24 protein-coding genes are annotated in these 25,970 nt (G+C 74.6%); 12 read left to right on the plus strand and 12 right to left on the minus strand.

The window, feature by feature from the left end; translation table 11 throughout:
* Positions 1–33 precede the first annotated feature (33 nt).
* Together VM636_RS16355 and VM636_RS16360 are read left to right on the plus strand one after the other, a co-directional pair.
* On the plus strand, positions 34–1,041 hold the full coding sequence (locus tag VM636_RS16355) for a bifunctional lytic transglycosylase/C40 family peptidase (RefSeq protein ID WP_037860019.1): 1,008 nt from the start codon (positions 34–36) through the stop codon (positions 1,039–1,041).
* A gap of 200 nt (positions 1,042–1,241) precedes the next feature.
* Positions 1,242–1,946 carry a phosphatase PAP2 family protein gene (locus VM636_RS16360; protein ID WP_053914745.1) on the plus strand — a complete coding sequence of 235 codons (705 nt, stop codon included), beginning with the start codon at positions 1,242–1,244 and terminating at the stop codon, positions 1,944–1,946.
* 112 nt (positions 1,947–2,058) lie between these two features.
* Here the strand turns inward: VM636_RS16360 and VM636_RS16365 are convergent, their stop codons facing one another.
* The gene (locus VM636_RS16365) at positions 2,059–3,645 is read right to left on the minus strand and encodes an FAD-binding oxidoreductase (RefSeq protein ID WP_053914746.1); all 1,587 of its coding nucleotides are present in this window, start codon (positions 3,643–3,645) and stop codon (positions 2,059–2,061) included.
* A 112-nt stretch (positions 3,646–3,757) separates the two neighbouring features.
* Positions 3,758–3,928: a hypothetical protein gene (locus VM636_RS16370; protein WP_199809362.1), complete on the minus strand. Its 171-nt coding sequence runs from the start codon at positions 3,926–3,928 to the stop codon at positions 3,758–3,760.
* Between the two features lie 88 nt (positions 3,929–4,016).
* On the opposite strand from VM636_RS16370, the gene VM636_RS16375 reads away from it, so the two are divergent.
* Both VM636_RS16375 and VM636_RS16380 read left to right on the plus strand, forming a co-directional pair.
* Positions 4,017–4,880 (plus strand): hypothetical protein, encoded by an 864-nt coding sequence (locus VM636_RS16375; RefSeq protein ID WP_053914747.1) that lies wholly within the window; start codon positions 4,017–4,019, stop codon positions 4,878–4,880.
* Between the two features lie 68 nt (positions 4,881–4,948).
* Positions 4,949–5,167, plus strand: a complete 219-nt coding sequence (locus VM636_RS16380) for a hypothetical protein (protein ID WP_199809358.1) — start codon at positions 4,949–4,951, stop codon at positions 5,165–5,167.
* A 121-nt stretch (positions 5,168–5,288) separates the two neighbouring features.
* Here VM636_RS16380 and VM636_RS16385 read toward each other — a convergent pair whose 3' ends face one another.
* The gene (locus VM636_RS16385; protein WP_030419575.1) at positions 5,289–5,684 is read right to left on the minus strand and encodes a metal-sensitive transcriptional regulator; all 396 of its coding nucleotides are present in this window, start codon (positions 5,682–5,684) and stop codon (positions 5,289–5,291) included.
* A gap of 296 nt (positions 5,685–5,980) precedes the next feature.
* On the opposite strand from VM636_RS16385, the gene VM636_RS16390 reads away from it, so the two are divergent.
* Both VM636_RS16390 and VM636_RS16395 read left to right on the plus strand, forming a co-directional pair.
* Positions 5,981–6,601: a DUF47 family protein gene (locus VM636_RS16390; RefSeq protein ID WP_030419574.1), complete on the plus strand. Its 621-nt coding sequence runs from the start codon at positions 5,981–5,983 to the stop codon at positions 6,599–6,601.
* 7 nt (positions 6,602–6,608) lie between these two features.
* Positions 6,609–7,607 (plus strand): inorganic phosphate transporter, encoded by a 999-nt coding sequence (locus VM636_RS16395; protein ID WP_053914748.1) that lies wholly within the window; start codon positions 6,609–6,611, stop codon positions 7,605–7,607.
* 107 nt (positions 7,608–7,714) lie between these two features.
* Here VM636_RS16395 and pstB read toward each other — a convergent pair whose 3' ends face one another.
* From pstB to VM636_RS16425, 6 genes are all read right to left on the minus strand, one after another.
* The gene (gene pstB, locus VM636_RS16400; protein WP_030419572.1) at positions 7,715–8,491 is read right to left on the minus strand and encodes a phosphate ABC transporter ATP-binding protein PstB; all 777 of its coding nucleotides are present in this window, start codon (positions 8,489–8,491) and stop codon (positions 7,715–7,717) included.
* A 76-nt stretch (positions 8,492–8,567) separates the two neighbouring features.
* On the minus strand, positions 8,568–9,620 hold the full coding sequence (pstA, locus tag VM636_RS16405; RefSeq protein WP_030419571.1) for a phosphate ABC transporter permease PstA: 1,053 nt from the start codon (positions 9,618–9,620) through the stop codon (positions 8,568–8,570).
* Complete coding sequence (gene pstC / locus VM636_RS16410) at positions 9,617–10,618, minus strand: phosphate ABC transporter permease subunit PstC (protein WP_030419570.1); 1,002 nt, start codon at positions 10,616–10,618, stop codon at positions 9,617–9,619. The genes pstA and pstC overlap by 4 nt, the downstream gene beginning before the upstream one ends.
* 136 nt (positions 10,619–10,754) lie before the next feature.
* Positions 10,755–11,888: a phosphate ABC transporter substrate-binding protein PstS gene (gene pstS, locus VM636_RS16415; protein ID WP_199825523.1), complete on the minus strand. Its 1,134-nt coding sequence runs from the start codon at positions 11,886–11,888 to the stop codon at positions 10,755–10,757.
* Between the two features lie 726 nt (positions 11,889–12,614).
* Entirely contained in the window at positions 12,615–13,745 is a 1,131-nt protein-coding gene (locus VM636_RS16420; RefSeq protein ID WP_030419568.1) for a CHAD domain-containing protein, read from the minus strand.
* A complete protein-coding gene (locus tag VM636_RS16425) occupies positions 13,726–16,041 on the minus strand; it encodes an RNA degradosome polyphosphate kinase (RefSeq protein ID WP_078855836.1) in 2,316 nt (771 codons plus the stop codon). The genes VM636_RS16420 and VM636_RS16425 overlap by 20 nt, the downstream gene beginning before the upstream one ends.
* A gap of 201 nt (positions 16,042–16,242) precedes the next feature.
* Between VM636_RS16425 and VM636_RS16430 the strand changes: the two genes are divergently transcribed.
* The 5 genes from VM636_RS16430 (at position 16,243) to VM636_RS16450 (ending at position 20,812) form a co-directional block, all read left to right on the plus strand.
* Positions 16,243–16,785: an RNA polymerase sigma factor gene (locus VM636_RS16430; RefSeq protein ID WP_030419566.1), complete on the plus strand. Its 543-nt coding sequence runs from the start codon at positions 16,243–16,245 to the stop codon at positions 16,783–16,785.
* Entirely contained in the window at positions 16,782–17,627 is an 846-nt protein-coding gene (locus VM636_RS16435; RefSeq protein WP_030419565.1) for a hypothetical protein, read from the plus strand. Before VM636_RS16430 ends, VM636_RS16435 begins: the two co-directional genes overlap by 4 nt.
* A gap of 118 nt (positions 17,628–17,745) precedes the next feature.
* On the plus strand, positions 17,746–18,606 hold the full coding sequence (locus VM636_RS16440) for an ABC transporter ATP-binding protein (protein ID WP_030419564.1): 861 nt from the start codon (positions 17,746–17,748) through the stop codon (positions 18,604–18,606).
* Positions 18,603–20,156, plus strand: coding sequence for a hypothetical protein (locus tag VM636_RS16445; RefSeq protein ID WP_051821253.1), 1,554 nt, complete (start codon positions 18,603–18,605; stop codon positions 20,154–20,156). Before VM636_RS16440 ends, VM636_RS16445 begins: the two co-directional genes overlap by 4 nt.
* Entirely contained in the window at positions 20,153–20,812 is a 660-nt protein-coding gene (locus tag VM636_RS16450) for an ABC transporter (protein WP_234312543.1), read from the plus strand. Before VM636_RS16445 ends, VM636_RS16450 begins: the two co-directional genes overlap by 4 nt.
* Positions 20,813–20,845: 33 nt before the next feature.
* On the opposite strand, the gene mshD is transcribed toward VM636_RS16450, so the two are convergent.
* Positions 20,846–21,772, minus strand: coding sequence for a mycothiol synthase (gene mshD / locus VM636_RS16455; protein WP_030419561.1), 927 nt, complete (start codon positions 21,770–21,772; stop codon positions 20,846–20,848).
* A 167-nt stretch (positions 21,773–21,939) separates the two neighbouring features.
* Here mshD and VM636_RS16460 point away from each other — a divergent pair, with 167 nt between their 5' ends.
* The gene (locus VM636_RS16460) at positions 21,940–23,757 is read left to right on the plus strand and encodes a bifunctional metallophosphatase/5'-nucleotidase (RefSeq protein ID WP_053914751.1); all 1,818 of its coding nucleotides are present in this window, start codon (positions 21,940–21,942) and stop codon (positions 23,755–23,757) included.
* A 15-nt stretch (positions 23,758–23,772) separates the two neighbouring features.
* Here VM636_RS16460 and VM636_RS16465 read toward each other — a convergent pair whose 3' ends face one another.
* Complete coding sequence (locus VM636_RS16465; protein ID WP_030419559.1) at positions 23,773–25,215, minus strand: HAMP domain-containing sensor histidine kinase; 1,443 nt, start codon at positions 25,213–25,215, stop codon at positions 23,773–23,775.
* Positions 25,212–25,946, minus strand: coding sequence for a response regulator transcription factor (locus VM636_RS16470; RefSeq protein WP_053914752.1), 735 nt, complete (start codon positions 25,944–25,946; stop codon positions 25,212–25,214). The genes VM636_RS16465 and VM636_RS16470 overlap by 4 nt, the downstream gene beginning before the upstream one ends.
* Positions 25,947–25,970: the final 24 nt, after the last annotated feature.

Here is a 25,970-nt window from a genome sequence, read left to right on the forward strand (position 1 = left end):
CTGGGCGGCGTACTCCTGGACGACGAGGGGTGGTTGAGGGTGCGTAAGGCGTGGGTCCTGGCGACGGTGGTCCTGGGGGCCGGCCTCTCCTTCGTGATGCTCCTCGTCGTGGGCGTCTACGTGGTCGCCGGGAACCTGGCGGGCGGGGTGGCCGGGGGGACCAAGCGGCTCGCCAAGGGGACGGTGCCGGCCGCGTACCAGGAGCTGGTGCAGACCTGGGGGAACCTCTGCGAGGCGATTAATCCGGCGCTGCTGGCGGCCCAGCTCTACCAGGAGAGCGGGTTCGACCCGAAGGCGCAGAGCCCGGCGGCGGCGCAGGGGATCGCGCAGTTCATCCCCGGCACCTGGGCCGCGCACGGCATCGACGGGAACGGCGACGGGGTCCGGGACGTGTGGGACCCGCAGGACGCGATCCCCTCGGCCGCCTCCTACGACTGCCAGTTGGCCTCGTACGTGAAGAGCGTGCCCGGGGACCCGACCGAGAACATGCTGGCCTCCTACAACGCGGGCCCCGACGCGGTGATCCGGTACCAGGGCGTGCCCCCGTACAAGGAGACGCAGAACTACGTCAAGGTGATCCGGTCGCTGGAGGAGAGCTTCGCCCAGCCCGAGACCCGGGTCGACCCCTCCCGGCAGGCCGCCGGCGCCATCGCCTACGCGCAGAAGAAGCTCGGCACGCCGTACCTGTGGGGCGGCAACGGCACCGCGGACCAGGGCGGGCGGTTCGACTGCTCGGGGCTGACCAAGGCGGCCTACGAGAGCGTCGGCATCACCCTGCCCCGGGTGGCGAACGACCAGTACAACGCGGGCCCGCACCCGGGGCGGGACGAACTGCTCCCGGGCGATCTGGTCTTCTTCTCGGACGATCCGACCGATTCGCGGGCCATCCGGCACGTGGGCATCTACGTGGGCGGCGGGTTCATGATCGACGCGCCGCGGCCGGGCGCGGTGATCCGGTTCGACCCGGTCGACACCCCCGACTACTTCGGTGCCACGCGGGTGACCGAGGAGGGCGCGAACGCGCTCCCCACCACCGTGTGACCGAGCGTGAAACCCTGCCCTGAGCTGCGACGATCTGTCTCTCTTCGATAACGTCTGAGTGATCGTTCGGTGGAGTGTGGAACGTATGGGCGGGAGCCGTGCGTTCCTGTGTGCGTAGAGCGTGATCTACGACCACGGGGGTGGCAGGAGAGGCGCGCGCAACCGCGTGCCGGAGGACGGGACGAAGGGGCCGCAGCGCCATGGCTGGACTCGCCGAATCCGGGTCGAACCCCGACGTCGAGCTGCTCTACGAGATCAACGGCCTGGCCAAGGACGCGCCGCACTGGTTCGACCGGGTCATGGAGTTCGTCGGCGAGTACGGGGTCGTGTTCGCCCTCCTGCTGCTGGTGCTCTGGTGCTGGTGGACGGTGCGCCGGCGCGGCGGCGAGGACGCGGCCTCCTCGGTGGCGGCGCTGCTGTGGGCGCCGCTGGCGGCGGGCGTGGCGGTCCTGGTCAACGTGCCGATACGGGGCTTCGTCGAGCGGCCCCGGCCGTTCCACGACCACCAGGGCCTGGAGGTGCTGGTCTCCGGCAAGACCGACTACTCCTTCGTCAGCGATCACGCGACGCTGGTCATGGCGATGGGGGTCGGCCTGTTCGTGGCCAACCGCCGGTTCGGCCTCGTGGGGATCGTGCTGGCGCTCTTCGGCGGGTTCTGCCGGGTCTACATGGGCGTGCACTACCCGACCGACGTGGTGGGCGGCTTCGCCCTGGGCACGGCGGTCGCGTTGCTGCTGTCGCCGGTGGCCATGGCCCTGCTGACGCCGCTGACCCGGGCCGTCGAGCGCTCGCCGCGGCTCGGCGGGCTGGTCAGCGCGCGGCACACCGCCGCCGGCCGGGACGCGGTGATCCCGGGGGCGCGCAAGGAGAGCCCCGGCAGCGAGGAACGCGACCTGGCCGCCTGACGGGGCCGGGTGACGCCGGGTCGGGAGGCGTCCGCGTCACACCGAACCCAGAAGGCCCTCACCCGTATCAAGAACCCAGCCCGCGTGTCACCAACGTGCCGGGACAGCACACCTAGAGCCCCTGCGGCGAGGTGAAGACGCGGTCCGGGTCGTAGCGGTCCTTCAGGGCGGTCAGCCGGGGCGCGGCGTCGCCGTAGTAGGCGGTGCGCCAGTCCTTCAGGTCCGGGTCGGTGTAGTTCTGGTACGCGGCGCCCGAGGCGTACGGGCGCATGGCGCCGTGCACCGAGGCGAGCCAGTCACGGGACGCCGCGCCGTCGCCGCCCGCCGGCCAGGAGGCCAGGTACTGGGCCAGCGTCCGGGAGCGGCGGTGGACGAAGGCGGTGGCGGTGGGCGCGACGCGGTTCACGGCGCCGCCGAGCGCGGTGAGGGAGACGCTGCCGGCCCCGCCGGGCACCGCGCGGAGCCGGTCCAGCAGGGCGGTGACGCCGGCCGCCGGGATGTCGCGGTCGAAGAAGTCCGAGCGGGCGGCGTACGTCTCGCGGGCCAGGCCGCCCTCGGGAGCGCGCCCGGGGGTGGTGCCGGGGAGGTGGCAGCGGGCGTCGGTGGGGAAGGACGAGCAGCCCGCGTAGACCTCCATGGCCTCCCGGTAGCCGCGGCGCTTGAAGGAGACGTGGCTCGCGGAGGAGCCGGCGCGGGCGGCGAGCCGGTCGACGGCGTTCTGGAGTTCGCCGAGGGTGCCCAGGGAGAAGGCGGCCAGGGAGACGGCCGGTCCGCGTCCCGCGGCGGCCTCCAGGTGCAGGGAGGACCAGATCTCGTCGGGCTGGTCCGGACCCCACCGCTGCCAGGCGGCGACCAGGCCGGCCGCCCGTGACCAGGGCCAGGTCAGGTACGCGGAGACGGCCTGCGGGGCCGGGCGGGTGCGGAAGCGCAGTTCGGTGACGACGCCGAAGGTGCCGTTGCCCGCCCCGCGCAGTGCCCAGAACAGGTCCGGGTTCTCGGCGGCGTCGGCGGTGAGCCGTGTTCCGTCGGCGGTGATCAGGGTGGCGCCGGTGAGGTGGTCGCAGGTCAGCCCGTAGGCGCGGGAGACGACGCCGTGGCCGCCGCCGAGGACGAGTCCGGCGATGCCGACGGTGGGGCAGGAGCCGGCCGGCAGGGTGGTGCCGCGGGCGGCGAGGGAGCGGTAGACGTCGATCAGCTTGGCGCCGGCGCCGATCACCGCCTCGTCGCCGCCCGCCCGGACCCGGTCGAGGGCGGAGACGTCGATGACCAGGCGGCCGTCGCCGGAGGACCAGCCGGCGTAGGAGTGGCCGCCGCCGCGCAGGGCGACGGGGACGCCGTGGGCCCGGGCGTGGCCGAGGGCGGTGCGGATGTCGTCGGCGTGGGCGGCGTAGGCCACGGCGGCGGGGCGCAGGGTGTCGAAGCGGGTGTTGTAGAGCTGGCGGGCCGTGGTCCAGCTCCGGTCGCCGGGGCGCACGAGGGTGCCGTCGAGGGAGGCGGCGAGCGCGTTCCAGTCGGCGGCGGTGGGTGCCCCGCCCGGGGCGGGGGCGGTGGGGCGGGGCGGCGGGGGCGACGACGGGGGCGGGGTGCCGGCGGACGCGTGGCGGTCGGTGTGGTCGTCGGGGACGGGGCCGGCGCAGCCGGCCGTCGCCGTGGTGAGGGCCGCGGCGGCCGTGCCGCCGAGGAAGGTGCGCCGGTCCATGTCCGCCTCCGCCTCGCGTGGGGGTCGCCAGGCAAGACGGGACACGCGGGGGCGGGGGTTCCCGCGGCGGTGTCGGCCGTGCGGGTGAAGCGGGCGGACGCGGGGTGCCGGATCAGCCCGGGGCGTGGGTGCGGGCGTCCGTGCGGGCCTGGGATCTGGCCCGGCGGGCCGGGCCCTGCCAGCCGCAGGTGCAGCGGGCCCGGCAGAACGACCCCCGTTCGGCGGTCGACGTGTGGTGCTCCGGGGTGTCCCGGCGGATCTCCGTACCGTCCTGCTGTGCCACGGGCGCAACGTTACTAGCGCCGTCCGCCCGTCGTTAACCGGGTGGCAGGGGGCCGGGACGGACGGGACGGCTGGGGGTAGGGAAGGCGATGGCAGGGCGGCGGGAGCGGTGGGGCGGCAGGGCGGGCGGCGGGTTCCTCGCCGGGAGCGTGGTCCTCGGCGCCTGCCTGGGCGGCGCCGGGTGCTCGGGCGAGGGCGCCGCCGTGCAGGACGCCGCCGCGGGCGATCCGGTCGCCGTGCTGCACGGGGCCGCCGACCGGCTGGTGGCCGCCGGCAGCGCGAAGGCGCGGACGGCGATGGAGATGGCGAGCGGCGGGACCCGGGTGACCATCCGGGGCGAGGGCGTCTACGACTTCCGGGAGCGGCGCGGCAGTCTCAGGGTGCTGCTGCCGGCCGACGCGGCGGGCAACCGGGAGCACCGGCCGATCACCGAGCTGCTCACCCCGGGCGCCCTGTTCATGAAGAACCGGGGGGCGGGCGTGCCCGACGACAAGTGGGTGCGGGTGGAGACCGCCACGCTCTCCGACGGCAATCTGGTCACCGGCGGCGCCACCGACCCCTTCGCCGCCGCGGAGGTGCTGCGCGGGACGCGGACGGCGGCGTACGTGGGGCGCACCGAGGTGGCGGGGACCGCCGTGCGGCACTACCGGGGGACCGCCGACCTCGCCCGTGCCGCCCGGGACGCGACCCCGGACAACCGGGAGACGCTGGCCGCCGCGGCCGAGGGGTTCGCCACCGCCGAGGTCCCCTTCGAGGTCTACCTCGACGACGAGGGCCGCATCCGCAAGCTCCGGCACCGCTTCAGCTTCGTCAACGGGCAGCGTGAGGGCACCGTGGCGGTCTCCTCCACGACGCTGCTCTACGACTTCGGCGCCGAGGTCCGGGTGCGGCTGCCGGCCGAGGGCGACATCTACGCGGGGCGGATCGCCGAGGGACCGGCCGGTAAGGACTAGCCCTTCCGTGCCATGCGCGCTGTGTAGCGGCTGCCTACCCTAGGAAGTCGGCTTGCGGCAGGGACGAGGTGACGGGTGTGGCTCCGGTCGGGGGGACGGCGATTCAGGACCACGTGGCCCTCGCCGAGATCGAGCTGTGCGGGGAGCTGATCATCGCGGCCTCCGCCGCGCGGGGCCGGCTGAGCCTGGAGAGCATCGACGAGGTGCTGAAGGTGGCCGAGGAGCGGCACGCCGCCGACCGCCGGTCCGCGCCCGGCCGGACGGAGACCCCGGTCGCGGTCCGGTGAGGCCGGTGCGCCGGCCCGCCCCCGCCCCCGGGCCGGGACCGGAGGGGCGGGCCCGGACGCGACGACCCCCGCCCGCCGGAGCCCGGGCTCCGGCGGGCCCGAGGGTGCCGGCCCGCAGGGGTCAGGTGCGCAGCAGGCGGCCGATCGCCTTGGTGGCCTCCTCGACCTTCGCGTCGATCTCCGCGCCGCCCTTGAGGGCCGCGTCGGCGACGCAGTGGCGCAGGTGCTCCTCCAGCAGTTGCAGCGCGAAGGACTGGAGGGCCTTGGTGGAGGCGGAGACCTGGGTGAGTATGTCGATGCAGTAGACGTCCTCGTCGACCATGCGCTGCAGGCCGCGGATCTGGCCCTCGATCCGGCGCAGGCGTTTGAGGTGCTGGTCCTTCTGGTGGTGGTACCCGTGCACGCCGCGGTCGTGGTCGGTCACGGGGACGGGCGCCACCGCGGCGGTCTCCTCGGCGTCCCGGGCGCCGACGGCGGCGGTGGAGGGCGCACCCGCGCCGGCCTCGGTGGTCGTCATCGCGTCCTCCTGGTGGACAGATTGCGGACATATACCCCTAGCGGGTATATGGTAACGAACTTCGCCGCGCCCGGGCCCCTTGGCCGAATCTTGACCCGTTTTTTGGTGGTTCCCGGGCGTTTCATGGGTAGCGCATGGCCGACGCGGTGTGCCGGGACCGGGCCGGTTGGCCCCGGGATGCCCCCCTGCTCGCCACGGTGTCCGATGGGCGACACTGGGGGACGGCCCGTTAGCCGTGGCCGGTTGGTGCGCCTAGCATCAGCCTGACCGAATTCGATGCACCCCGAGGACCCCACGTGCGCTTTCGTCTGACCCCCAGGGAGACGAGCTTCTACGACATGTTCGCCGCGTCCGCGGACAACATCGTCACGGGCTCCAAGCTCCTGATGGAACTGCTCGGGGCGGACGGTCCCGCCCGAGCCGAGATCGCAGAGCGTATGCGGGCCGCCGAACACGCGGGTGACGACGCCACGCACGCGATCTTCCACCAGCTGAACTCCTCGTTCATCACGCCCTTCGACCGCGAGGACATCTACTCCCTCGCCTCCTCGCTCGACGACATCATGGACTTCATGGAGGAGGCCGTCGACCTGGTCGTCCTCTACAACGTGGAGGAGCTGCCCAAGGGGGTCGAGCAGCAGATCGAGGTGCTGGCGCGGGCCGCCGAGCTGACCGCCGAGGCCATGCCCAACCTGCGGACCATGGACCACCTCACCGAGTACTGGATCGAGGTCAACCGGCTGGAGAACCAGGCCGACCAGATCCACCGCAAGCTGCTCGCCCACCTCTTCAACGGCACCTACGACGCGATCGAGGTGCTGAAGCTCAAGCAGATCGTGGATGTGCTGGAAGAGGCGGCCGACGCCTTCGAGCACGTGGCGAACACGGTGGAGACCATCGCGGTCAAGGAGTCCTGACCCCTTCATGGACACCTTCGCTCTGGTCGTGACCATCGGGGTCGCGCTCTTCTTCACGTACACGAACGGATTCCACGACTCGGCGAACGCGATCGCGACCTCGGTGTCGACGCGGGCGCTGACCCCCCGGGCCGCGCTCGCCATGGCCGCGATCATGAACATGGCCGGGGCCTTCCTGGGGTCCGGGGTCGCCAAGACCGTCAGCGAGGGCCTGATCGAGACCCCCGAGGGGTCCAAAGGGATGGGCATCCTCTTCGCGGCGCTGATCGGCGCGATCGTCTGGAACCTGGTCACCTGGTACTTCGGCCTGCCCTCGTCCTCCTCGCACGCGCTCTTCGGCGGCATGGTGGGCGCGGCCCTGGCCGGCGGCACCACGGTCTACTGGCACGGCGTGCTGGACAAGATCGTGCTGCCCATGTTCATCTCGCCGGTCGTCGGCCTGATCGTCGGCTACCTGGTGATGACCGGCATCATGTGGATCTTCCGGCGGGCCAACCCGCACAAGGCCAAGCGCGGCTTCCGCATCGCGCAGACGGTGTCCGCGGCCGGCATGGCGCTGGGCCACGGCCTGCAGGACGCCCAGAAGACGATGGGCATCGTCGTGATGGCGCTGGTCATCGCCGATGTCGAGGACGCCGGTGACCCGATCCCGGTCTGGGTCAAGATCGCCTGTGCGCTGATGCTGTCGCTCGGCACCTACGCGGGCGGCTGGCGCATCATGCGCACCCTGGGCCGCAAGATCATCGAGCTGGACCCGCCGCAGGGGTTCGCGGCGGAGACGACCGGCGCGTCGATCATGTTCACCACGGCCTTCCTGTTCAAGGCGCCCATCTCGACGACCCACGTCATCACCTCGGCGATCATGGGTGTCGGGGCCACCAAGCGGGTCAACGCGGTGCGGTGGGGCGTCGCCAAGAACATCATCCTGGGCTGGTTCATCACCATGCCCGCCGCCGCCGCGGTCGCCGCCGCCTCCTACGGGATCGTGTACCTGGCCGCGCCCTGAGCGCGCCTTCCGCCCGGGACGTGAAAGGGCCCGCCCCCGGTCCACCGGGGGCGGGCCCTTTCGCCTCGCGGCGGCACCGCCATGCAGCGCCGCGAGGGGACCGTGGGTCAGCCGAAGCGGCCGGAGATGTAGTCCTCGGTCGCCTGCACCGACGGGTTGGAGAAGATCCGCTCCGTGTCGTCGATCTCGACCAGCTTGCCGGGCCGGCCGACCGCCGCCAGGTTGAAGAAGGCCGTGCGGTCCGAGACCCGCGCCGCCTGCTGCATGTTGTGCGTCACGATGACGATCGTGAACCGCTCCTTCAGCTCGCCGATCAGGTCCTCGATCGCCAGCGTGGAGATCGGGTCCAGGGCGGAGCAGGGCTCGTCCATGAGCAGCACGTCCGGCTCGACCGCGATGGCGCGGGCGATGCACAGGCGCTGCTGCTGGCCGCCGGAGAGGCCGGAGCCGGGCTTGTTCAGGCGGTCCTTGACCTCGTTCCACAGGTTGGCGCCGCGCAGCGACTTCTCGACGATGTCGTCCAGGGCCGCCTTGCGGTGGTTGCCGTTCAGGCGCAGGCCCGCCGCCACGTTGTCGTAGACCGACATGGTGGGGAACGGGTTCGGCCGCTGGAAGACCATGCCGACCTCGCGGCGCACGGCGACCGGGTCGATGCCGGCGCCGTAGAGGTTCTCGTCGTCGAGCATGACCTTGCCCTCGACCCGGCCGCCCGGCGTGACCTCGTGCATGCGGTTGAGGGTGCGCAGGAAGGTCGACTTCCCGCAGCCGGAGGGGCCGATGAAGGCCGTCACCGAGTGGGGTTCGACGGTCATCGAGATGTCCTCGATGGCCAGGAAGGAGCCGTAGTAGGCATTGAGTCCGCTGACGTCGATGCGCTTGGCCATGGGGATCACTGCTTCTTTCACGTCGTGGGGGCCGGCCGGATCGCGGCGGCCGGCCGCGCGGCGGGGCCGCGGAGGATCAGCGGGGGGCCTTCCAGCGGGCGATGCCGCGGGCCGCGAGGTTGAGGATCATGATGAACGCGATGAGCGTCAGGGCCGCCGCCCAGGCGCGGTCGTAGGCCGCGCCCTCGCCGCCGCTGTTGGCGTACTGGAGGTAGATGTACATGGGCAGCGACGCCTGCGGTCCGGAGAGCGGGTTCGTGTTGATGAAGTTCGTGCCCCAGACCAGCAGCAGCACGGGGGCCGTCTCGCCGGTGATGCGGGCGATGGCCAGCATCACGCCCGTGGTGATGCCGCCGAGCGAGGTCGGCAGGACCACCTTCAGGATGGTGCGCCACTTCGGCACGCCGAGCGCGAGCGACGCCTCCCGCAGCTCGTTCGGGACGAGCTTCAGCATCTCCTCGGTGGAGCGGACCACGACCGGGATCATCAGGATGCTCAGCGCGAAGGAGCCGGCGATGCCGGACGGGCCCATGTCCAGGATGAGCACCCACAGGCTGAGGATGAACAGGCCCGCGACGATCGACGGGATGCCCGTCATGACGTCGACGAAGAAGGTGACCGCCTTCGCCAGCCGGCCCCGCCCGTACTCGACCAGGTAGATCGCGGTGAGCACGCCGACCGGCACGGAGAACAGGGTGGCCAGGCCGACCTGCTCCAGGGTGCCGATGATCGCGTGGTAGATGCCGCCACCGGGCTCGGTGTCGCTGACCACGCCCATCGAGTGGGACAGGAAGTAGCCGTCGAGGACCTTCACGCCGCGCTTGAGGGTCTCCCAGATCAGGGAGGCGAGCGGGATCACGGCGAGCAGGAAGGCGACCCAGACCAGGCTGGTCGCGACCCGGTCCTTGGCCTGTCGCCGGCCCTCGACGCGGGCCGAGACGCCGTAGCTGCCGCCGACGAAGCAGACGGCCGCGATGAGCGCCCACTGGATGCTGCTGTGCAGCCCGGCGGCGGCGCTGACGGCGAGGCCGAGGGCGACGGAGGCGGCGGCGACCGCCCACGGGAACCACTTCGGCAGGGTGGCGCCGCGCAGGGAACTGCGCCGGGGTGTGAGGGATGCGTGGCTCATGCGTTGGCCCCCGAGTACTCCTTGCGGCGGGCGATGATCAGTCGCGCGGCGCCGTTGACCAGCAGGGTGATGACGAAGAGCACCAGGCCGGAGGCGATCAGCGCGTCCTGGCCCATCACGGTGGCCTCGTTGAACTTGCTGGCGATGTTCTGGGCGAAGGTGCCGCCGCCCGGTTCGAGCAGGCTGGCGCGGATGTCGAAGACGGGGGAGAGCACCATGGCGACGGCCATCGTCTCGCCGAGCGCGCGGCCGAGGCCCAGCATCGAGGCGGAGATGACGCCGGAGCGGCCGAAGGGCAGCACGGCCATGCGGATGACCTCCCAGCGCGTGGCGCCGAGGGCCAGGGCGGCCTCCTCGTGCGTGCGCGGGACCTGGCGGAAGACCTCGCGGCTGACGTTGGTGATGATCGGCAGGATCATGATCGCCAGCAGGATGCCCACGGTGAACAGCGAGCGCGCCGGGCCGCCGTTCCACTCCAGGACGCCGGTCCAGCCGAAGTAGTCGTCGAGCCAGCCGTAGAGCCCGTTCAGGTGCGGCACGAGGGCGAGGGCGCCCCACAGTCCGTAGACGATGGAGGGCACGGCGGCCAGCAGGTCGATCACGTACGCGAGGGTGCCGCCCAGTTTGCGCGGGGCGTAGTGCGTGATGAACAGGGCGATGCCGACCGCGACGGGCACGGCGATGGCCATGGCGATGACCGACGAGACGACGGTGCCGAAGGCCAGCACGGCGATGCCGAACCGGGGCGGGGAGCCGCTCGGGTCCCATTCGAAGCCGGTGAGGAAGTTGGCCTCGTTCTCGCTGAGGGCGAGGACGGAGCGGTAGGTGAGGAAGGCCGCGATGGCGGCCATGACGATCAGCACGAGGATGCCGGAGCCCCGGGAGAGTCCCAGGAAGATCCGGTCGCCCGGACGGATGGCGCCGCGTTCGGCGCGTTCGGCTCCCGCCCCGGGCGCGGGGGAGTCCGTCTGCTGGTGGATGTCGGTGGTGGTGTCCATCGGGTTCTCCGGTCTGCGGAGCCGCTCCGTCGTACGGGCGGCTCGGGCGGAGCCGCCCACGGGTCGGGGCGCTCCTGGCGGCGGTGCACCGGACGGTGCGGTCCGGCCCCGCGGGGGAGGCCGGACCGCACTCGGGTCAGCTCAGGCCCGAGACGGTCTCGCGGACCTTGGTGATGATCTCCTGCGGCATCGGGGCGTAGCCGGCGTCCGCCAGCAGGCCCTGGCCCTCGTCGGAGGCGATGTAGTTGAGGAAGGACTTGGTGGCGGGCAGGGTCTCGGCCTTGTTGCCCTTGTCGCAGACGATCTCGTACGTCACCAGGACGATCGGGTAGGCGCCGTCGGCGGAGGGGGTGTAGTCCAGCTTCAGGGCGAGGTCCTTGCCGGTGCCGACGACCTCGGCGGCGCCGATGGCGGCGGTGGCGTTCTCGACGGTGGCCTTGACCGGCTCGGCGGCCTCGGTCTTGATGTCGACCGTCTTCACGCCGTCCTTGGCGTAGGACAGCTCGAAGTAGGAGATGGCGCCCGGGGTCTGCTTGACCTGCTGGGCGAGGCCGGAGGAGCCCTGCGCGGACTGGCCGCCCTTGGCCTGCCACGACTTGCCCGGCTCGTACGTCCAGTCCTTGGGCGCGGCGGCCTTCAGGTACTTGGTGAAGTTGTCCGTGGTGCCGGACTCGTCCGAGCGGTGGAAGGCCTGGATCTTGAGGTCGGGCAGCTTCGCGTCGGGGTTGAGCTTGGCGATGGCCGGGTCGTTCCAGTGGGTGATGCGGCTGTCGAAGATCTTCGCCAGCGTCGGGGCGTCCAGGGCGAGGGAGTCGACGCCGGACACGTTGAAGCCGACCGCGATCGGGCCGCCGACCATGGGCAGGTCGATGCCCTGGCCGTTGGTGCAGACCTTCTTGGACGCCTCGACCTCCTCGGGCTTCAGCGCGGAGTCCGAGCCGGCGAAGGCGGTCTGGCCCTGGGTGAACGCGGTGATGCCCGCGCCGGAGCCGGTCGGGTTGTAGTTGATCTGGACGTCCTTGCAGGCCGCGACGTACTGCTTGACCCAGGCGTCGATCGCGTTCTTCTGCGCCGAGGAGCCGGACGCCTGGAGGCGGCCCTTGGCGTCGTCGCACTGGACCGAGCCGGCGGTGCCGGCCGAGGCGGAGGAGTCGCCGCCGGCCGTCTTGCCGCCGGTGTCGTCGGAGCCGCACGCCGTGAGGGCCAGGGCGCCGGAGACGGCGAGAGCACCGAGAGCGAGGGCCCGCCGGTTCATGCGCTGAAGCTTCACTTGAGGGAGTTCCTTCCAGGAGCCGCCGTCCTGAATTCGGCGGCGTGCGAGGACTGGTGCTGCGGACAGCGCCGACAGGGCCGCGCCGCTTCGGCGGGGTTCCGCCGGGATGCGTCCCGTATCGGGTAAGGCCGAAATTAGGCAGATCAGATGAAGGCGCCGATGGGCGTGAATGAACGCGGGGTGAACCCCTGAGGACGGTGCGGTGAGGTCACGGAACGCTCACGTCACGGACACGGAGCGGTCCCGGGCGGACCCGTCCGGAGCGGGGCGCCGGCCAGGGCGCGGTCCCCGGGGCGGGCGAGCCGGGCGCGGGCGGGCGGCGGGCGGCAGCCACCGGACGCGGACGACCCCGTCGGAGGGGACGAAGGCGCCGGCCCCGGCGGCCCGGTGGCGGACCTCCGTGGGGCGGCCGGCGTGCCCGGTGGGCGGCGCGGCGCCCGGCACGGCGGCGTGCCCGGTCTCCCCGGCGGCCTCGCGCGGGGCGGCGGCGAGCGGGTCCCCGCCGCCCCGCGGCCCGCCCCCGGGACGCGGCCCGTCGTCGTACCCGGGCCGGTGGAGCGGGCGGAGCCGGAGTCGGCCGGTCCGCGGTGCGCGGCGCCACAGCACGCGGCCGGCCGCCCGTACGACGGGGGCGCGGGTGGGCCGCAGGGGCGGGGTCCTCTCCCGCGGCGCCGGGGCGGCCCGGCGCCGCGGGACGGACGCGGGGCCCGGCCCGGCGCGGGCTCAGCGCGGGGTGCCGGTGGCGGCGCGCTGCCGGCCGTGCCGGAACGCGTACCGCGCCGCCTCCACCTCGTGCCGCTGGGCGGCGTGCAGCACCCCGAGGGCGTACGCGGTCGCCGGGGCGATGCGCGGGGTGCGGGCCGCCTGGGCCGCCGCGGCGGCGGCCTCCGCGGCGTCGCGGTGCCGGTCCAGGGCCTGCCCGGCGGCGCTCAGCCACGCCTCGTCGGGGTCGGTGCCGCCGGGCCCGAGCAGCACCTCCCGCGCGTACCGGTGCAGCCGCAGCAGCAGCCGCACCTGGAGCCAGGGGGCGTCCTGCGGATGCGGCGCGGAGTCCGGGGAGAGCCCCTGGTCCAGCGCCTGCGCGTTGTACGGGTGCCCCGCGGTGGCCAGCGGCAGCGCCGTCACCGCGTCGGTGAGCCGCCCCTCGGCCGCCGCGGCCGGGGCGCGCAGGTCGGCGCCGGCCGCTGCGGCCCGCAGCGGGACCTCGCTGGCCAGCAGGGCGACCGCGTCGGCGACCGCGTGGAAGCGGCTGCTGCCCAGCGCCTGGAGCGCGGCCGAGTGCGCCCGGGTACGGGCCAGGGTGAGCTGGCGGTCGAGCAGCGCGCCCGCCCGGGCCGCGCCCACGGTGAGCTGCCCGCGGTCGGGGAGCGCGGTGCGGGCGGCGGGCACGGCGGACCCGGCCGCCCCGTTCGACGCGACGGCCGCCGGGGCCGGCACGGACGCCCGGCCCGCCGGCGCGGTGTGGCCCGGCGGGCGGGCCGGGGTGCCGGAGAGCCGGTGCAGGGTCGTCAGCAGGCGCTCCAGCCGCAAGGCGCAGGCGTGCTCGCGCGAGAGCGTGCCCGACAGCCACGCCAGTTCCGGGCGCATCGCCTCGGCCCAGTCGGCGTCCAGCAGCGGCTGGTAGGTGTGCAGGGTGCCGCTGATGCGGCGGGCCGCCCGGCGCAGCGCGAGGACCGCGTCCGCGGGACCCCCCGCGTCCGGTCCCGAGGCGGCGGCGTTCTGCGTGCCCGCCTCCCGGTGCAGGCGCAGGGCCCGGAGGAACTCCACGGCCTGGCCGCGCAGGTACTCCGCGAGGACGTCCGCGGGCACCGGCTCCCCCCGGGGATCCGTCGGGTCAAGGTGTCGCTGTGCCACGCCGGCGCCTCCGGGCGTCTATGAGCATCTCCTGGACGTTGCGCAGCGGCCGCCCGTCCGCGTCGGTGGCGTGCCGGGTCCACTCGCCGTCCGGACCGAGGTGCCAGGAGGCGGTGGCGTCGGACATGCCGGTCTCCAGCAGGCGGCCGAGGGCGGCCCGGTGCGCGGGGTCGGTGACCCGCAGCAGGACCTCGATGCGGCGGTCGAGGTTGCGGTGCATCATGTCGGCGCTGCCCATCCACACCTCGGGCTCCCCGCCGTTGCCGAAGGCGAAGACCCGCGAGTGCTCCAGGAAGCGGCCGAGGACCGAGCGGACCCGGATGGTCTCCGACAGGCCCGGCACCCCCGGGCGCAGGGCGCAGATGCCGCGCACCCACACGTCGACGGGGACGCCCGCCCGCGAGGCGTGGTAGAGGGCGTCGACGACCGTCTCGTCGACCATCGCGTTGACCTTGACGCGGATGTGCGCGGGGCGGCCGGCGCGGTGGTGCCGGATCTCCTGGTGGATCCGGGTGACCAGACCGTCGCGCAGCGACTTCGGGGCCACCAGCAGGCGCCGGTAGGTCTCCCGGCGGGAGTAGCCGGAGAGCCGGTTGAACAGGTCCGAGAGGTCCGCGCCGACCTGCGGGTCCGCGGTGAGCAGCCCGAGGTCCTCGTAGAGGCGGGCGGTCTTCGGGTGGTAGTTGCCGGTGCCGACGTGGCTGTAGCGCCTGAGCGTCTCGCCCTCCTGGCGCACCACCAGGGACAGCTTGCAGTGGGTCTTCAGGCCGACCAGCCCGTAGACCACGTGGCAGCCGGCCTCCTCCAGCTTGCGGGCCCACTTGATGTTGGCGTGCTCGTCGAAGCGGGCCTTGATCTCGACCAGGACGAGGACCTGCTTGCCCGACTCGGCGGCGTCGATCAGCGCGTCCACTATCGGCGAGTCGCCCGAGGTCCGGTACAGCGTCTGCTTGATCGCCAGCACGTCGGGGTCGGCCGCCGCCTGCTCCAGGAACGCCTGCACGGAGGTCGAGAAGGAGTCGTAGGGGTGGTGCAGGAGCACGTCCCGTTCGCGCAGCGCGGCGAAGACGTCCGGCGCGGACGCCGACTCGACCTCCGCGAGGTCGCGGTGGACGGCGCCGACGAACTTCGGGTACTTCAGTTCCGGCCGGTCGAGGCCGTGGACGCGGGAGAGACCGGTGAGGTCCAGCGGGCCGGGCAGCGGGTAGACCTCCGCCTCGCCGATCTTCAGCTCGCGCACCAGCAGGTCCAGGACCTCCCGGTCGACGGACTCCTCCACCTCCAGCCGTACCGGCGGCCCGAAGCGGCGCCGCGTCAGCTCCTTCTCCAGCGCCTGGAGCAGGTTCTCGGCGTCGTCCTCCTCGACCTCCAGGTCCTCGTTGCGGGTGAGGCGGAAGGCGTGGTGCTCCAGCACCTCCATCCCGGGGAACAGCTCCTCCAGGTGGGCGGCGATGACGTCCTCGACGGGCACGTACCGGCCGGCGGACGCCTCCAGGAAGCGGGAGAGCAGCGGGGGCACCTTCACCCGGGCGAAGTGCCGGTGCCCGGTGACCGGGTTGCGGACGACGACCGCCAGGTTCAGCGAGAGGCCCGAGATGTACGGGAAGGGGTGCGCCGGGTCCACCGCCAGCGGGGTGAGCACCGGGAAGATCTGCTGCCGGAACAGGGTGAAGAGGCGGGCCCGCTCCTCCTCGCCCAGCTCGCTCCAGCGGACCAGGTGGATGCCCTCGGCGGCCAGCGCGGGGGCGACGTCCCCGTGGAAGCAGGCGGCGTGCCGCGCCATCAGCTCCCGGGAGCGGGACCAGATCATCTCCAGCACCTCGCGGGGCTGGAGCCCGGAGGCGGAGCGGGTGGCCACGCCGGTGGCGATGCGGCGCTTGAGCCCGGCCACCCGGACCATGAAGAACTCGTCCAGGTTGCCGGCGAAGATCGCCAGGAAGTTGGCGCGCTCCAGCAGGGGGGTCGCCGGATCCTCGGCGAGTTCGAGCACCCGCTCGTTGAACGCGAGCCAGCTCCGCTCGCGGTCCAGGAACCGGTCCCCGGGGAGCGGGGCCCCGCCGGGGTCCGCCGCCTCCTCGTAGACGTCGGGGCCGGCGTCGAGATCCGGTTCCAGACCGGGGACGGCCGGCGCGACGCCGTGCGGGCGGTGCGCGGCGACGGAGCCCACGGAGGGCCGCGGCTGCGGGCCCTCGTGCGGTGCCTGGCTGTTCGGCTGCCTCATGAACCCATTCTTCCGCGCCGGGGCCGCTGGGGGCGCGTCCGAGGGCGCGGAGGGCTCTGGCAGGCTCGGCTTCATTCGGCGAGGGTCGCAAGGTTGTCTTAAGCGATGGTTACGGCGACATGACGTGTGGGGGCGGGGGCCCCTGGGTCGGGACGGACCGGTGCGACGGCGCCCGGTGGTACCTTCCGCGCCCCGCCCCGCCCCGCCGAGCCGCTCGCGCGCCCCGCCGCGCGAGGTCCCGTGAACCGCTGGGGCCGGCTCGTCCGATGAGGAGACGTGAGCGAAACGAGAAGCGACGGGGAGTTGCTGCGCGCCGTCGCGGCGGACGCCGACCGCCGCGCCTTCGAGGAGCTGTACCGCCGGTACGCGCCCTGGCTGACCGCGCGGCTGCGTGGTCGCTGCGCCGACCCGGGCGTCGTCGACGACGTCGTGCAGGAGACCTTCCTCGCGGTGTGGCGGGGCAGCGCCCGCTACCGCGAGGACGGGGACGCGGCCGGCTGGCTCTGGCGGATCGGCTCGCGGCGCCTGATCGACGCGCTCCGCGGCGACGGGGCGCGGGGCCGGCTGCGGCAGGCGCTGGCCCGGCTGCGCCACCGCGACGAGGCGTCCGCCGAGGACCGGGTGCTGGCCGGCGTCGAGCACGGGGACCTCGCCGGGGCCCTCGTACGGCTCTCCCCGGAGCTGCGCGCGGTGCTCCAGGCCACGGTCGTCGACGGGCTGACCACCCGCGAGGCCGCCGTCCTGCTCGGCATCCCGCCGGGCACCGTCAAGACGCGGGCCATGCGGGCCCGCCGGCAACTGCGGGAGGCGCTGGCATGAGCGACGACACCTGGCACGTGGCCGAGGAGGACCTGCGCGCCTACGCCCGCGGCTCCCTCACCGCCCCCCTGCTCTGGTCCGCCGACACCCACCTCGCGGCCTGCGCGCGGTGCCGGGCGGCGCTCGCCGGGGCCGGCGACCCGGCCGCGCTGGACGCCGGGTGGGAGCGGCTCGACGCCGAGCTGGACGCGCCCCGGCCGGGCCGCTGCGAGGCGCTGCTGGTGCGCTGCGGCGTCCCCGACCACCTGGCGCGGCTGCTCGCGGCCACCCCGCTGCTGCGCCGCTCCTGGCTCGGTGCCCTCGGCCTGGTCCTGCTGATGACCTGCGTCGCCGCCGTCTCCACGGCCGCCACCCGGACGCCCACCCCCTTCCTCGCCGTCGCCCCGCTGCTCCCGCTGGCCGGGGTGGCGCTGGCCTACGGACCCGCGCTGGACCCGGCGTACGAGATGGCCGTCGTCACGCCCACGCACGGGTTCCGGCTGCTGATGATCCGCACGGTGGCCGTGCTCGCCACCGGGCTCGGCGTGAACGGCCTCGCCACCCTCGCCCTGCCCGGGTACGGGCTGCGCGCCCTCGGCTGGCTGCTGCCGGCGCTCGCGCTCACCTCGGCCGGCCTCGCGCTGGCGCCCCGGCTGGGCCCGGTCGGCGGCCCCTCGGCGGTCGCCGGGGCGTGGGTGGCGGTGCTGCTCGCCGCCGACGCGGCCCGCGCCGCCCCGAGCCTCCCGCTCGCGCCGTTCACCGCGGCCGGACAGGGCGTCTCGGCCGCCGTGGCCCTGCTCGGCGCGGGACTGCTCTTTCTCGTCCGCGACCGCTTCGACGTCTGCGCGCGGGGCGTGGTGTGAGCCGGCGGCCCGGCCCGCGGCGCCCCCCGCGCCCCCGCCCTTCCGCCCCCGCGCCGCCCCTTCCCGCCCTCGCCCCTTCCCGTCCCCGCCCTTTCCGTCCCACGACCGGGAGTGCCGTATGACCCCCACCGTCTCCGCCTCCGGGCTCAGCCTCCACTACGGGCGCACCCGCGCCCTGGACGAGGTGTCGCTGCGGCTCACCCCCGGCGTCACCGGCCTGCTCGGCCCCAACGGCGCCGGCAAGACCACGCTGCTGCGGGTGCTGGCCACCGCCGTCCCCGCCGACCGGGGCACCTTCACCGTCCTCGGCCACGACCCGTCCGGTGCCGCCGGGCGCCGCGAGGTGCGCCGCCGGCTCGGCTACCTGCCGCAGACGCCCGGACTGCACCCGCACTTCACCGCCTTCGAGTTCGTCGACTACGTGGCCATCCTCAAGGAGCTGACCGACCGCGCCGCCCGCCACCGCGAGGTGCGCCGCGTGCTCGACGAGGTCGGCCTGGCGGACGTGCGCGCCCGGCGTGTCGGCAAGCTGTCCGGCGGCATGCGCCAGCGGGTCGCCCTCGCCGCCGCCCTCGTCGGGGAGCCGGCGTTCCTCGTCCTGGACGAGCCCACCGTCGGCCTCGACCCCGAGCAGCGGATGCGCTTCCGCGAGCTGATCGCCGGCGCCGGCGAGGGCCGCACCGTCCTGCTCTCCACCCACCAGACCGAGGACGTGGCGATGCTCTGCCACCGGGTGCTGGTGCTGGCCGACGGCACCGTCCGCTTCGACGGCACCCCCGCCGAACTGGCCGCGCGGGCCGCCGGACGGGTGTGGAGCAGCACCGAGCGCGCTCCCGGCGCCCGCGCCGGCTGGCGCACCGGCACCGGCGCCTACCGCAACCTCGGAGCCCCGCCACCCGGCGCCGACCTGCTGGAACCCACCCTGGAGGACGGCTACCTGCTGACCCTCGACGAGGCCGGCACGGAGGTGGCGGCATGAGCGCCCCGCTCCCCGGCGCCCCGCCCGCCCGGCCCGCCGCGGCCGGCACGCCGCCCGGCTCCGGACCCCGGGCCGTGCTCGCCCTGGCCCGGTTCGAGGCCCGCCGGCTGCTGCTGACCGCCCCGGTCCTGCTCGCCTTCGCCGGGTACGCCCTGTGGATCGGGTGGCGGACCCCCTCCTCCTGGGACGGCCACCCCGCCCTCCAGGACGTCGACCGCGCCACCCAGGGCCTGCCGCTGCTCGTCGGCCTCGCCGTGCTGGTCGGCGCCAGCACCGGCGTGCTCCGCTCCCACCGGCACGGCACCGAGGAGCACTTCGCGGTACTGCCGCTCACGCCGTGGCGCCGCACCGTCGCCCACCTGCTCTCGGTGGTGCCGGCCGCGCTGCTCACCGCGGTGGGCGTGGCCGTCCAGTTCGGCTGGGAGGCGCTCAAGCCGGGCGCGGTCGGGCACGGCTCGCCCGCCGAACTGGCCGTCGGCCCGCTGTCGGTGCTGCTCTTCGGGGCGGCCGGGGTGCTGCTGGCCCGGCTCGTGGTCTCGCCGCTCGCGGCGCCGGCGCTGGTCGTCGTCCTGCTGGCCGTCGCCGTCCTCGGCGTCGGCCCGGACGGGACCGGCGGACTGTCCTGGCTGGCCCCCTCCGTCGCCGCGGGCACCTCCACCACCCTGCCCTCCGAGCTGCTGGGGCGGCCCGCCGCCTGGCACGCCCTCTACCTGGCCGGCCTCGCCCTGACCGTGGCCCTCCTCGCCGTGCTCACCGCCGGGGGGCGCACCCGGGCCGTCCGCGCGGGCCTCGTCCTGTCCCTCGCCGCGGCCGTCGCCGGCGGCACCCTCCAGGCCCGGGGCGCGGCGCCCTCGCCGGAGCTGACCGCGGCCCGCGAACGCGCCACCTTCGCCCCCGAGAAGGAGCAGACGTGCCTGCGGCGGGGCGCCTCGGCCTACTGCGCCTTCCCCGAGTGGGAACCGCGCGTCGACGCCTGGGCCGGGGTCGTGGACCGGGTCCGCTCCCTCACCGGCGGAGCCGCCCGCGAGGCGCCGCTGCTCGTACGGCAGCGGGTGGACGCCCGGTACGGGCCGTACGACGACTCCGCGATCCCGCCCGCCGAGGGCCGGCACCAGGTGACCGTGGGCACCTCCTGGGGCGGCAACCGGGTGCCCGAGTTCTCCAGCGCCGTCGCCGCCGTGTTCGTCGCCGGGAGTGAGAGCGCCGGGGCCGAGCTGTGCGACGGGCGCATGGTCACCGTCATGTGGCTGTCGCTGAGCTGGCAGGACGATCCGGTGGACGCCCTGCGCCGGGTCCGCGTCGACGACAGCCTCAGCGGCCCCGCGACCGTCCTCGCGCCCACCGAACCCCTGTCCATGACGGCGGCTCAGACCGAGGTGGTACGGGAGTTGCTGGCGTCCCCGCCGCCCGGCGTGGCCGAGCGGGTCCGGGAGCACTGGGCCGAGCTGACCGCGCCCGGCGTGACGACCGCGCACGCCGCCGGACTCCTCGGCGTGAGCGCCCCGGCGCAGGACGCGGCGTCGGGGGAGGGCGAGAAGTGCGAGGCGTGACCCGGGCCCTGGCGGTGCCCGTCGCCCGCACCCTGCCGTGGCGGACGCTGGGCGGGGCGGGCGCCCTCGGGCTGCTGCTCGCCGCCTCCCCGGCGCTGGTGGCGTCCGGCGAGGCGACGCCCTGGCAGACGCTCACCCTGCTGCGGGCGGCCGCCCTGGCCGGGGCGCTCGGGCTGGCCTTCCTGCTGGACGACCCGGCCCGGCACCCGACCACGCCGGTCCCGGTCGGGCGGGCCCGCCGGCAGGCCCTGCGCCTCGCCCTGGTGGCCCCGCCGGCCGCGCTGTGGTGGACGGCGGTCCTGCTGGTCACCCCGGAACACGGCCGGCCCCCGGCCGGTGCCGTCACCGTGGAGGCCGCGGCGATCGGCGCCCTCACCCTGGCCTGCGCCGCGGCGGCCGTCCGGTGGAGCGAGGGGCCGCGCCCCGGCCCCGCCGTCGCCTCCGCCCTGCTGGCCGTCGCCGTCCTCGCGCCGCCGCTGGCCCCGGAGGGCTGGGCCCTCTTCGCCACCCCGGACGACCCCCGGTGGGCGCCGGCACACGAACGCTGGGCGTGGCTCCTGGCCGCGGGCACGGCGGCCTGGGCCCTGTGCGCCCCCGAACCGGTCCGCCTCCGGGCCCGTCCCCGGCGCGCCTCCCGGCCCGCCGGGGCGGCGTGAGGGCCGGGGCCGCGGCGGGGCGGCCGGCCGGGCTCAGGTCTCCGTGCGGTACATCAGGTCCGTCTCGTGGGTGGTGAAGCCGAGGCGCTCGTAGACCGCGACCGCCGCCTCGTTGTCGGCGTCGACGTACAGCATGGCCGTGGGCAGGCCCCGCCGCTCCAGGTGGCGCAGGCCGATGGCGGTGAGGGCCTTGCCGAGGCCGCCGCCCTGGGCGTCGGGGCGGATGCCGACGACGTACACCTCGCCCAGGCCCTCGTCCGCGTGCTCCTTGGTCCAGTGGAAGCCGATCAGCTCGCCGTCCCGCTCGGCGAGGAAGAAGCCCGCCGGGTCGAACCACGGCTCGGCCTTGCGGTCGTCGAGGTCGCGCTGGGTCAGCGCGCCCTGCTCGGGGTGGTGGGCGAAGGCGGCGGCGTTGACGGCGAGCCAGGCCGCGTCGTCCTCACCGGGCACGAACGGACGCACCGTCACCCCCTCGGGCAGCCGCGGCTCCGGCAGGCCGAGGCCGGTCAGCGGGCGCCGCATCTGGCGCAGTTCGCGGAAGAGGGCGAGCCCGAGGGCCTGGGCGAGGTGCCGGGCCGCCGCGTGGCCGCCGTGCGCCCAGACCCGCAGCCGCTTGCCGGAGGCGGCCAGCAGCGCGGAGCCCAGTGCCCGCCCGTGCCCCCGCCCCCGGTGGGAGGGGTGGACGACCAGTTCGGCGGCCGGCGGCTCCACCGGATCGGTGTCCTCCAACTGGGCGTAGCCGACGAGTTCGCCGTCCGTGCTCAGCAGCAGGTGGGCGATGCCCTCGCGGGCCGCGCCGCGCAGGTGCAGCCGGCCCTGTTCGGACACGGCCTGCTGCCCGTCGTGCCGGGCCGCCTCCGCGAGCAGGGCCAGGACGGCCCCGGCCTGCTCCGCGGTGAGTGCGGCGTGGGTCTCGATCGAACGGGTGCGGCCGGGCCGCTCGGTGTCGTCGCTGCTCATGCGTACGAGGGTACGGGGCGCGCCCCGGGCGGCGGCGGGAGCCGGACACGCGGATACACCAGGATGTAACCCGGAACCCCCTGTCGCGCTACGCGCGTTGACCTTAGGCTGCGCCGGTGGACCGGACACCCCGGCCGCCCGACGACGCGAGACCCACAGGGGGACGCATGCCATCCACAGGACTGTCGCAGGTACTGCGCCGCAGGCGCCGTACGACGCGGTTCCTCGCCTTCACCGCCGGTGCCGTCACCGTCGGGGCGCTCGCCGCGGCGGCCCTGCCGGGGACCGCGAACGCGGGCGAGAGCGGGCGGGGCGGCGGCCACGGCCCGGCCCGCTACCAGGACGTCCAGTTGCTCTCCTTCAACGACCTGCACGGCAACCTGGAGCCGCCCGCCGGTTCCGCCGGCCGGGTCACCGAGGACCTGCCGGACGGCACGACGCGCACCGTGGACGCGGGCGGCGTCGAGTACCTCGCCACCCACCTGCGCAGCGCCCGCGAGGGCCACGCCTACTCGGTCACCGCGGCCGGCGGCGACCTGGTCGGCGCCTCCCCGCTGCTGTCCGGCCTCTTCCACGACGAGCCGACCATCGAGGCGCTCAACGGGCTCGGCCTGGACGTCACCAGCGTCGGCAACCACGAGTTCGACGAGGGAGCCAAGGAACTGGCCCGCCTCCAGAAGGGCGGCTGCCACCCCACCGACGGCTGCTACACGGACAAGCGCTTCAAGGGCGCCGACTTCCCCTACCTCGCCGCCAACGTCCTCGACGAGCGCACCGGCAAACCGCTGATGAAGCCGTACTGGGTGTGGCAGAAGAAGGACGTCAAGATCGGCTTCATCGGGGTCACCCTGAAGGCGACCCCGGACATCGTCTCCGCCGAGGGCGTCAAGGGCCTGACCTTCGAGGACGAGGCCGCGACGATCGACAAGTACGCCCGGGAACTGGAGCGCAAGGGCGTGAAGTCGATCGTGGCGCTGATCCACGAGGGCGGCTTCCCCGCCTCCGCCTCCTACAACGCCGACTGCGACACCCCGGGCCCCGGCGCCGGGGTCTCCGGCCCGATCGTCGACATCGCGCGGAAGATCTCGCCGCAGGTCGACGCGCTCGTCACCGGGCACACCCACAGCGCGTACGTGTGCGCCATCCCGGACCCGGCGGGCAACCCCCGCATGGTGACCTCGGCCGCCTCCTTCGGCCGCCTCTACACGGACACCACGCTCACCTACGACCGCCGCACGGGGGACATCGCCCGCACGGCCGTGCGCTCCGCCAACCGCGTCGTCACCCGCGACGTGCCCAGGGCCCCCGACATGACCCGGCTGATCGGCAAGTGGGACGCGCTGGCCGCCCCCATCGGCGACCGCGCCGTCGGCCACATCTCCGGCGACATCGGCAACACCGGCACCGAGTCCCCCCTCGGCGACCTGATCGCCGACGCCCAGCTCGCCCACGCGAAGTCCCTCGACCCGTCGGCGGACCTGGCGCTGATGAACCCGGGCGGCATCCGCGCCCCGCTGACCTACGCGGCCCAGGCCGCCGAGGGCGACGGCGTGGTGACCTACGCCGAGGCGTTCACCGTCCAGCCCTTCGCCAACACCGTGAACCTCCAGGACTACACGGGCGCCCAGCTCGTCCAGGTCCTCAGGGAGCAGGTGAGCGGCGCGAACGAGGCGGCCCCGAAGATCCTCCAGGTCTCCTCCGGCCTCACCTACACGCTCGACCTCACGAAGTCCGGCGCGGACCGGGTCGTGGCCGACTCGGTCCGGCTCGACGGCGCCCCGATCGACCCGGCGGCCACCTACCGTGTCGCGGCCAACAGCTTCCTCGCGGGCGGCGGCGACGGCTTCACCACCCTCGGCCAGGGCACGAACCCGCTGGTCGGCGGGGACGACCTGACGGCCCTGGAGCAGTACCTGACCGCCCACTCCACCCCGGCCGACCCGATCGACCCGCCCAAGGCCGACCGGATCACCGTCCTGAACTGAGCCGGCCGCGCGCCCTCACTCCCCGCCGTCCGCCGCCGGGCCGGGCGGCGGGGCCGGCGCGCCGGGCAGGCGGATCGTCACCACCGTGCCGCCCTCGAGGTCCCCGGCGCGGGCCAGGGCCACCTCGCCGCCCGCCTGGTGCACCGTGCGGGCCACGATGGACAGGCCGAGGCCCGAGCCGGGCAGCGCGCGGGCCTGCGGCGAGCGCCAGAACCGGTCGAAGACGTGCGGGAGGTCCTCGGCCGGGACGCCGGGCCCGCGGTCGCGGACGGTGAGGACACCGTCCGCCAGCCGGACGTCGACCGCCCCGCCCCGGGGGCTGAACTTCACCGCGTTGTCGAGGACGTTGACGACCGCCCGCTCCAGCGCCGCCGGTTCCGCCCGTACGTACCAGGGCCGCACGTCGGCCGTGAAGGTCAGCTCCGGTCCGCGCAGTTGGGCCCGGCGCAGGGCCGCCTCGACCACGTCGTGCCAGGCGAGGATGCGGGTCCGCCCGGCGTGCCGGCCGGTGTCCGGCCGGGACAGCTCCTGGAGGTCGCCGATGAGCGTGGCCAACTCGGTCATCTGCGCCTTCACCGAGGCGAGCAGCGCCGCCCGGTCGGCCTCGGGCAGCGGGCGGCCGGTCTCCTCGCTGCGGGTGAGCAGCTCGATGTTGGTCCGCAACGAGGTGAGCGGGGTGCGCAGTTCGTGGCCCGCGTCGGCGATGAGCTGCTGTTGCAGGTCGCGTGAGCCGGCCAGCGACGAGGTCATGGTGTTGAAGGAGCGCGAGAGGCGGGCGATCTCGTCCTCGCTGTCCTCGTCCACCGGGATGCGCACCGCCAGGTCCTCGGTGCGGGCCACGTGCTCGACGGCGCGGGTCAGCTCGTCCACCGGGCGCAGCCCCGCGCGGGCCACCCACAGCCCGGCGGCGCCCGCGCCGAGCACCCCGGCGCCCGCCACGAAGACGAGCACCAGCGCGAGGTTGTCGAGCGAGTCGTCGACCTCGTTGAGCGGCCGGGCGGCGGACACCGCCACCCTGGGCAGCCCGCGCACGGTGTAGGTGAGGACGCGGTAGGGGGTGCCGTCGGCGCCGGTGGCGTCGTGCAGCGCCTCGTCGGACCGGCGTTCGGCCACCGCCCGGTCGGCGTCGGTCAGCGTGACCCGCTCGGTGCCGATGATGAGGCAGCTCTTCCCCTCGTCGTCCAGGAGCTGCACGCTGGAGTTGAAGAGGTTGGGTTCGCGCGGGGTGGACTCGTGGGCGCACAGGCCGGTGGCGAGGTCGACGTACCCGGCCACCTGCGAGGTGGTCATGCGGTTGGCGCGCAGCGCGTCGTCCAGGGAGTTCACCAGCACGTTCTTCACCACGAACCAGCAGGCCACCGCCGCCGCCGTCACCGCGAACGCCACCGCCGCCGCCACCAGCAGGGCCAGCCGGGACCGCAGCGGCAGCGTGCGGAAGCGGCGGACCGCCCGGTTCACTCCGCGCCGCCCTGCCGCAGGACGTACCCCACGCCCCGGACGGTGTGCACGAGGCGGGGTTCGCCGCCGGCCTCGGTCTTGCGGCGCAGGTACATGACGTACACGTCCAGGGAGTTCGACGAGGGCTCGAAGTCGAAGCCCCAGACGGCCTTGAGGATCTGTTCCCGGGTGAGGACCTGGCGCGGGTGGGCGAGGAACATCTCCAGCAGCGTGAACTCCGTGCGGGTCAGCTCCACCGGCCGCCCGCCCCGGGTGACCTCGCGGGTGGCCGGGTTCATGGAGAGGCCGGCGAAGGAGAGGGTGTCGTCGTCCTCGGTGCTCGCCGCGAGGGCCGCCGCGTAGGAGCTGCGGCGCAGCAGCGCGCGGACGCGGGCGAACAGCTCGTCCAGCTCGAAGGGCTTGACCAGGTAGTCGTCGGCGCCGGCGTCCAGCCCGGTCACCCGGTCGCCGACGGTGTCGCGGGCGGTCAGCATGAGGATCGGGGTGGTGTCGCCGGCGCCCCGGATGCGGCGGGCGGCGGTCAGTCCGTCCATGCGGGGCATCTGGATGTCGAGGACGACCAGGTCGGGGCGGTAGGCCGCGGCCTTCTCCAGGGCGTCGGCGCCGTCGACGGCGACCTCGGTGCCGTAGCCCTCGAAGGCGAGGCTGCGCCGGAGGGCTTCGCGGACCGCCGGCTCGTCGTCGACGATCAGGATGCGCTGGGTGTCACGGTCGCCTTCTGCGGGGCTCATGGCTCGGGTTCCTCGGATGCGGTG

Source organism: Streptomyces sp. SCSIO 75703 (assembly GCF_036607905.1).
In the GTDB taxonomy this organism is placed as follows: Bacteria; Actinomycetota; Actinomycetes; order Streptomycetales; family Streptomycetaceae; genus Streptomyces.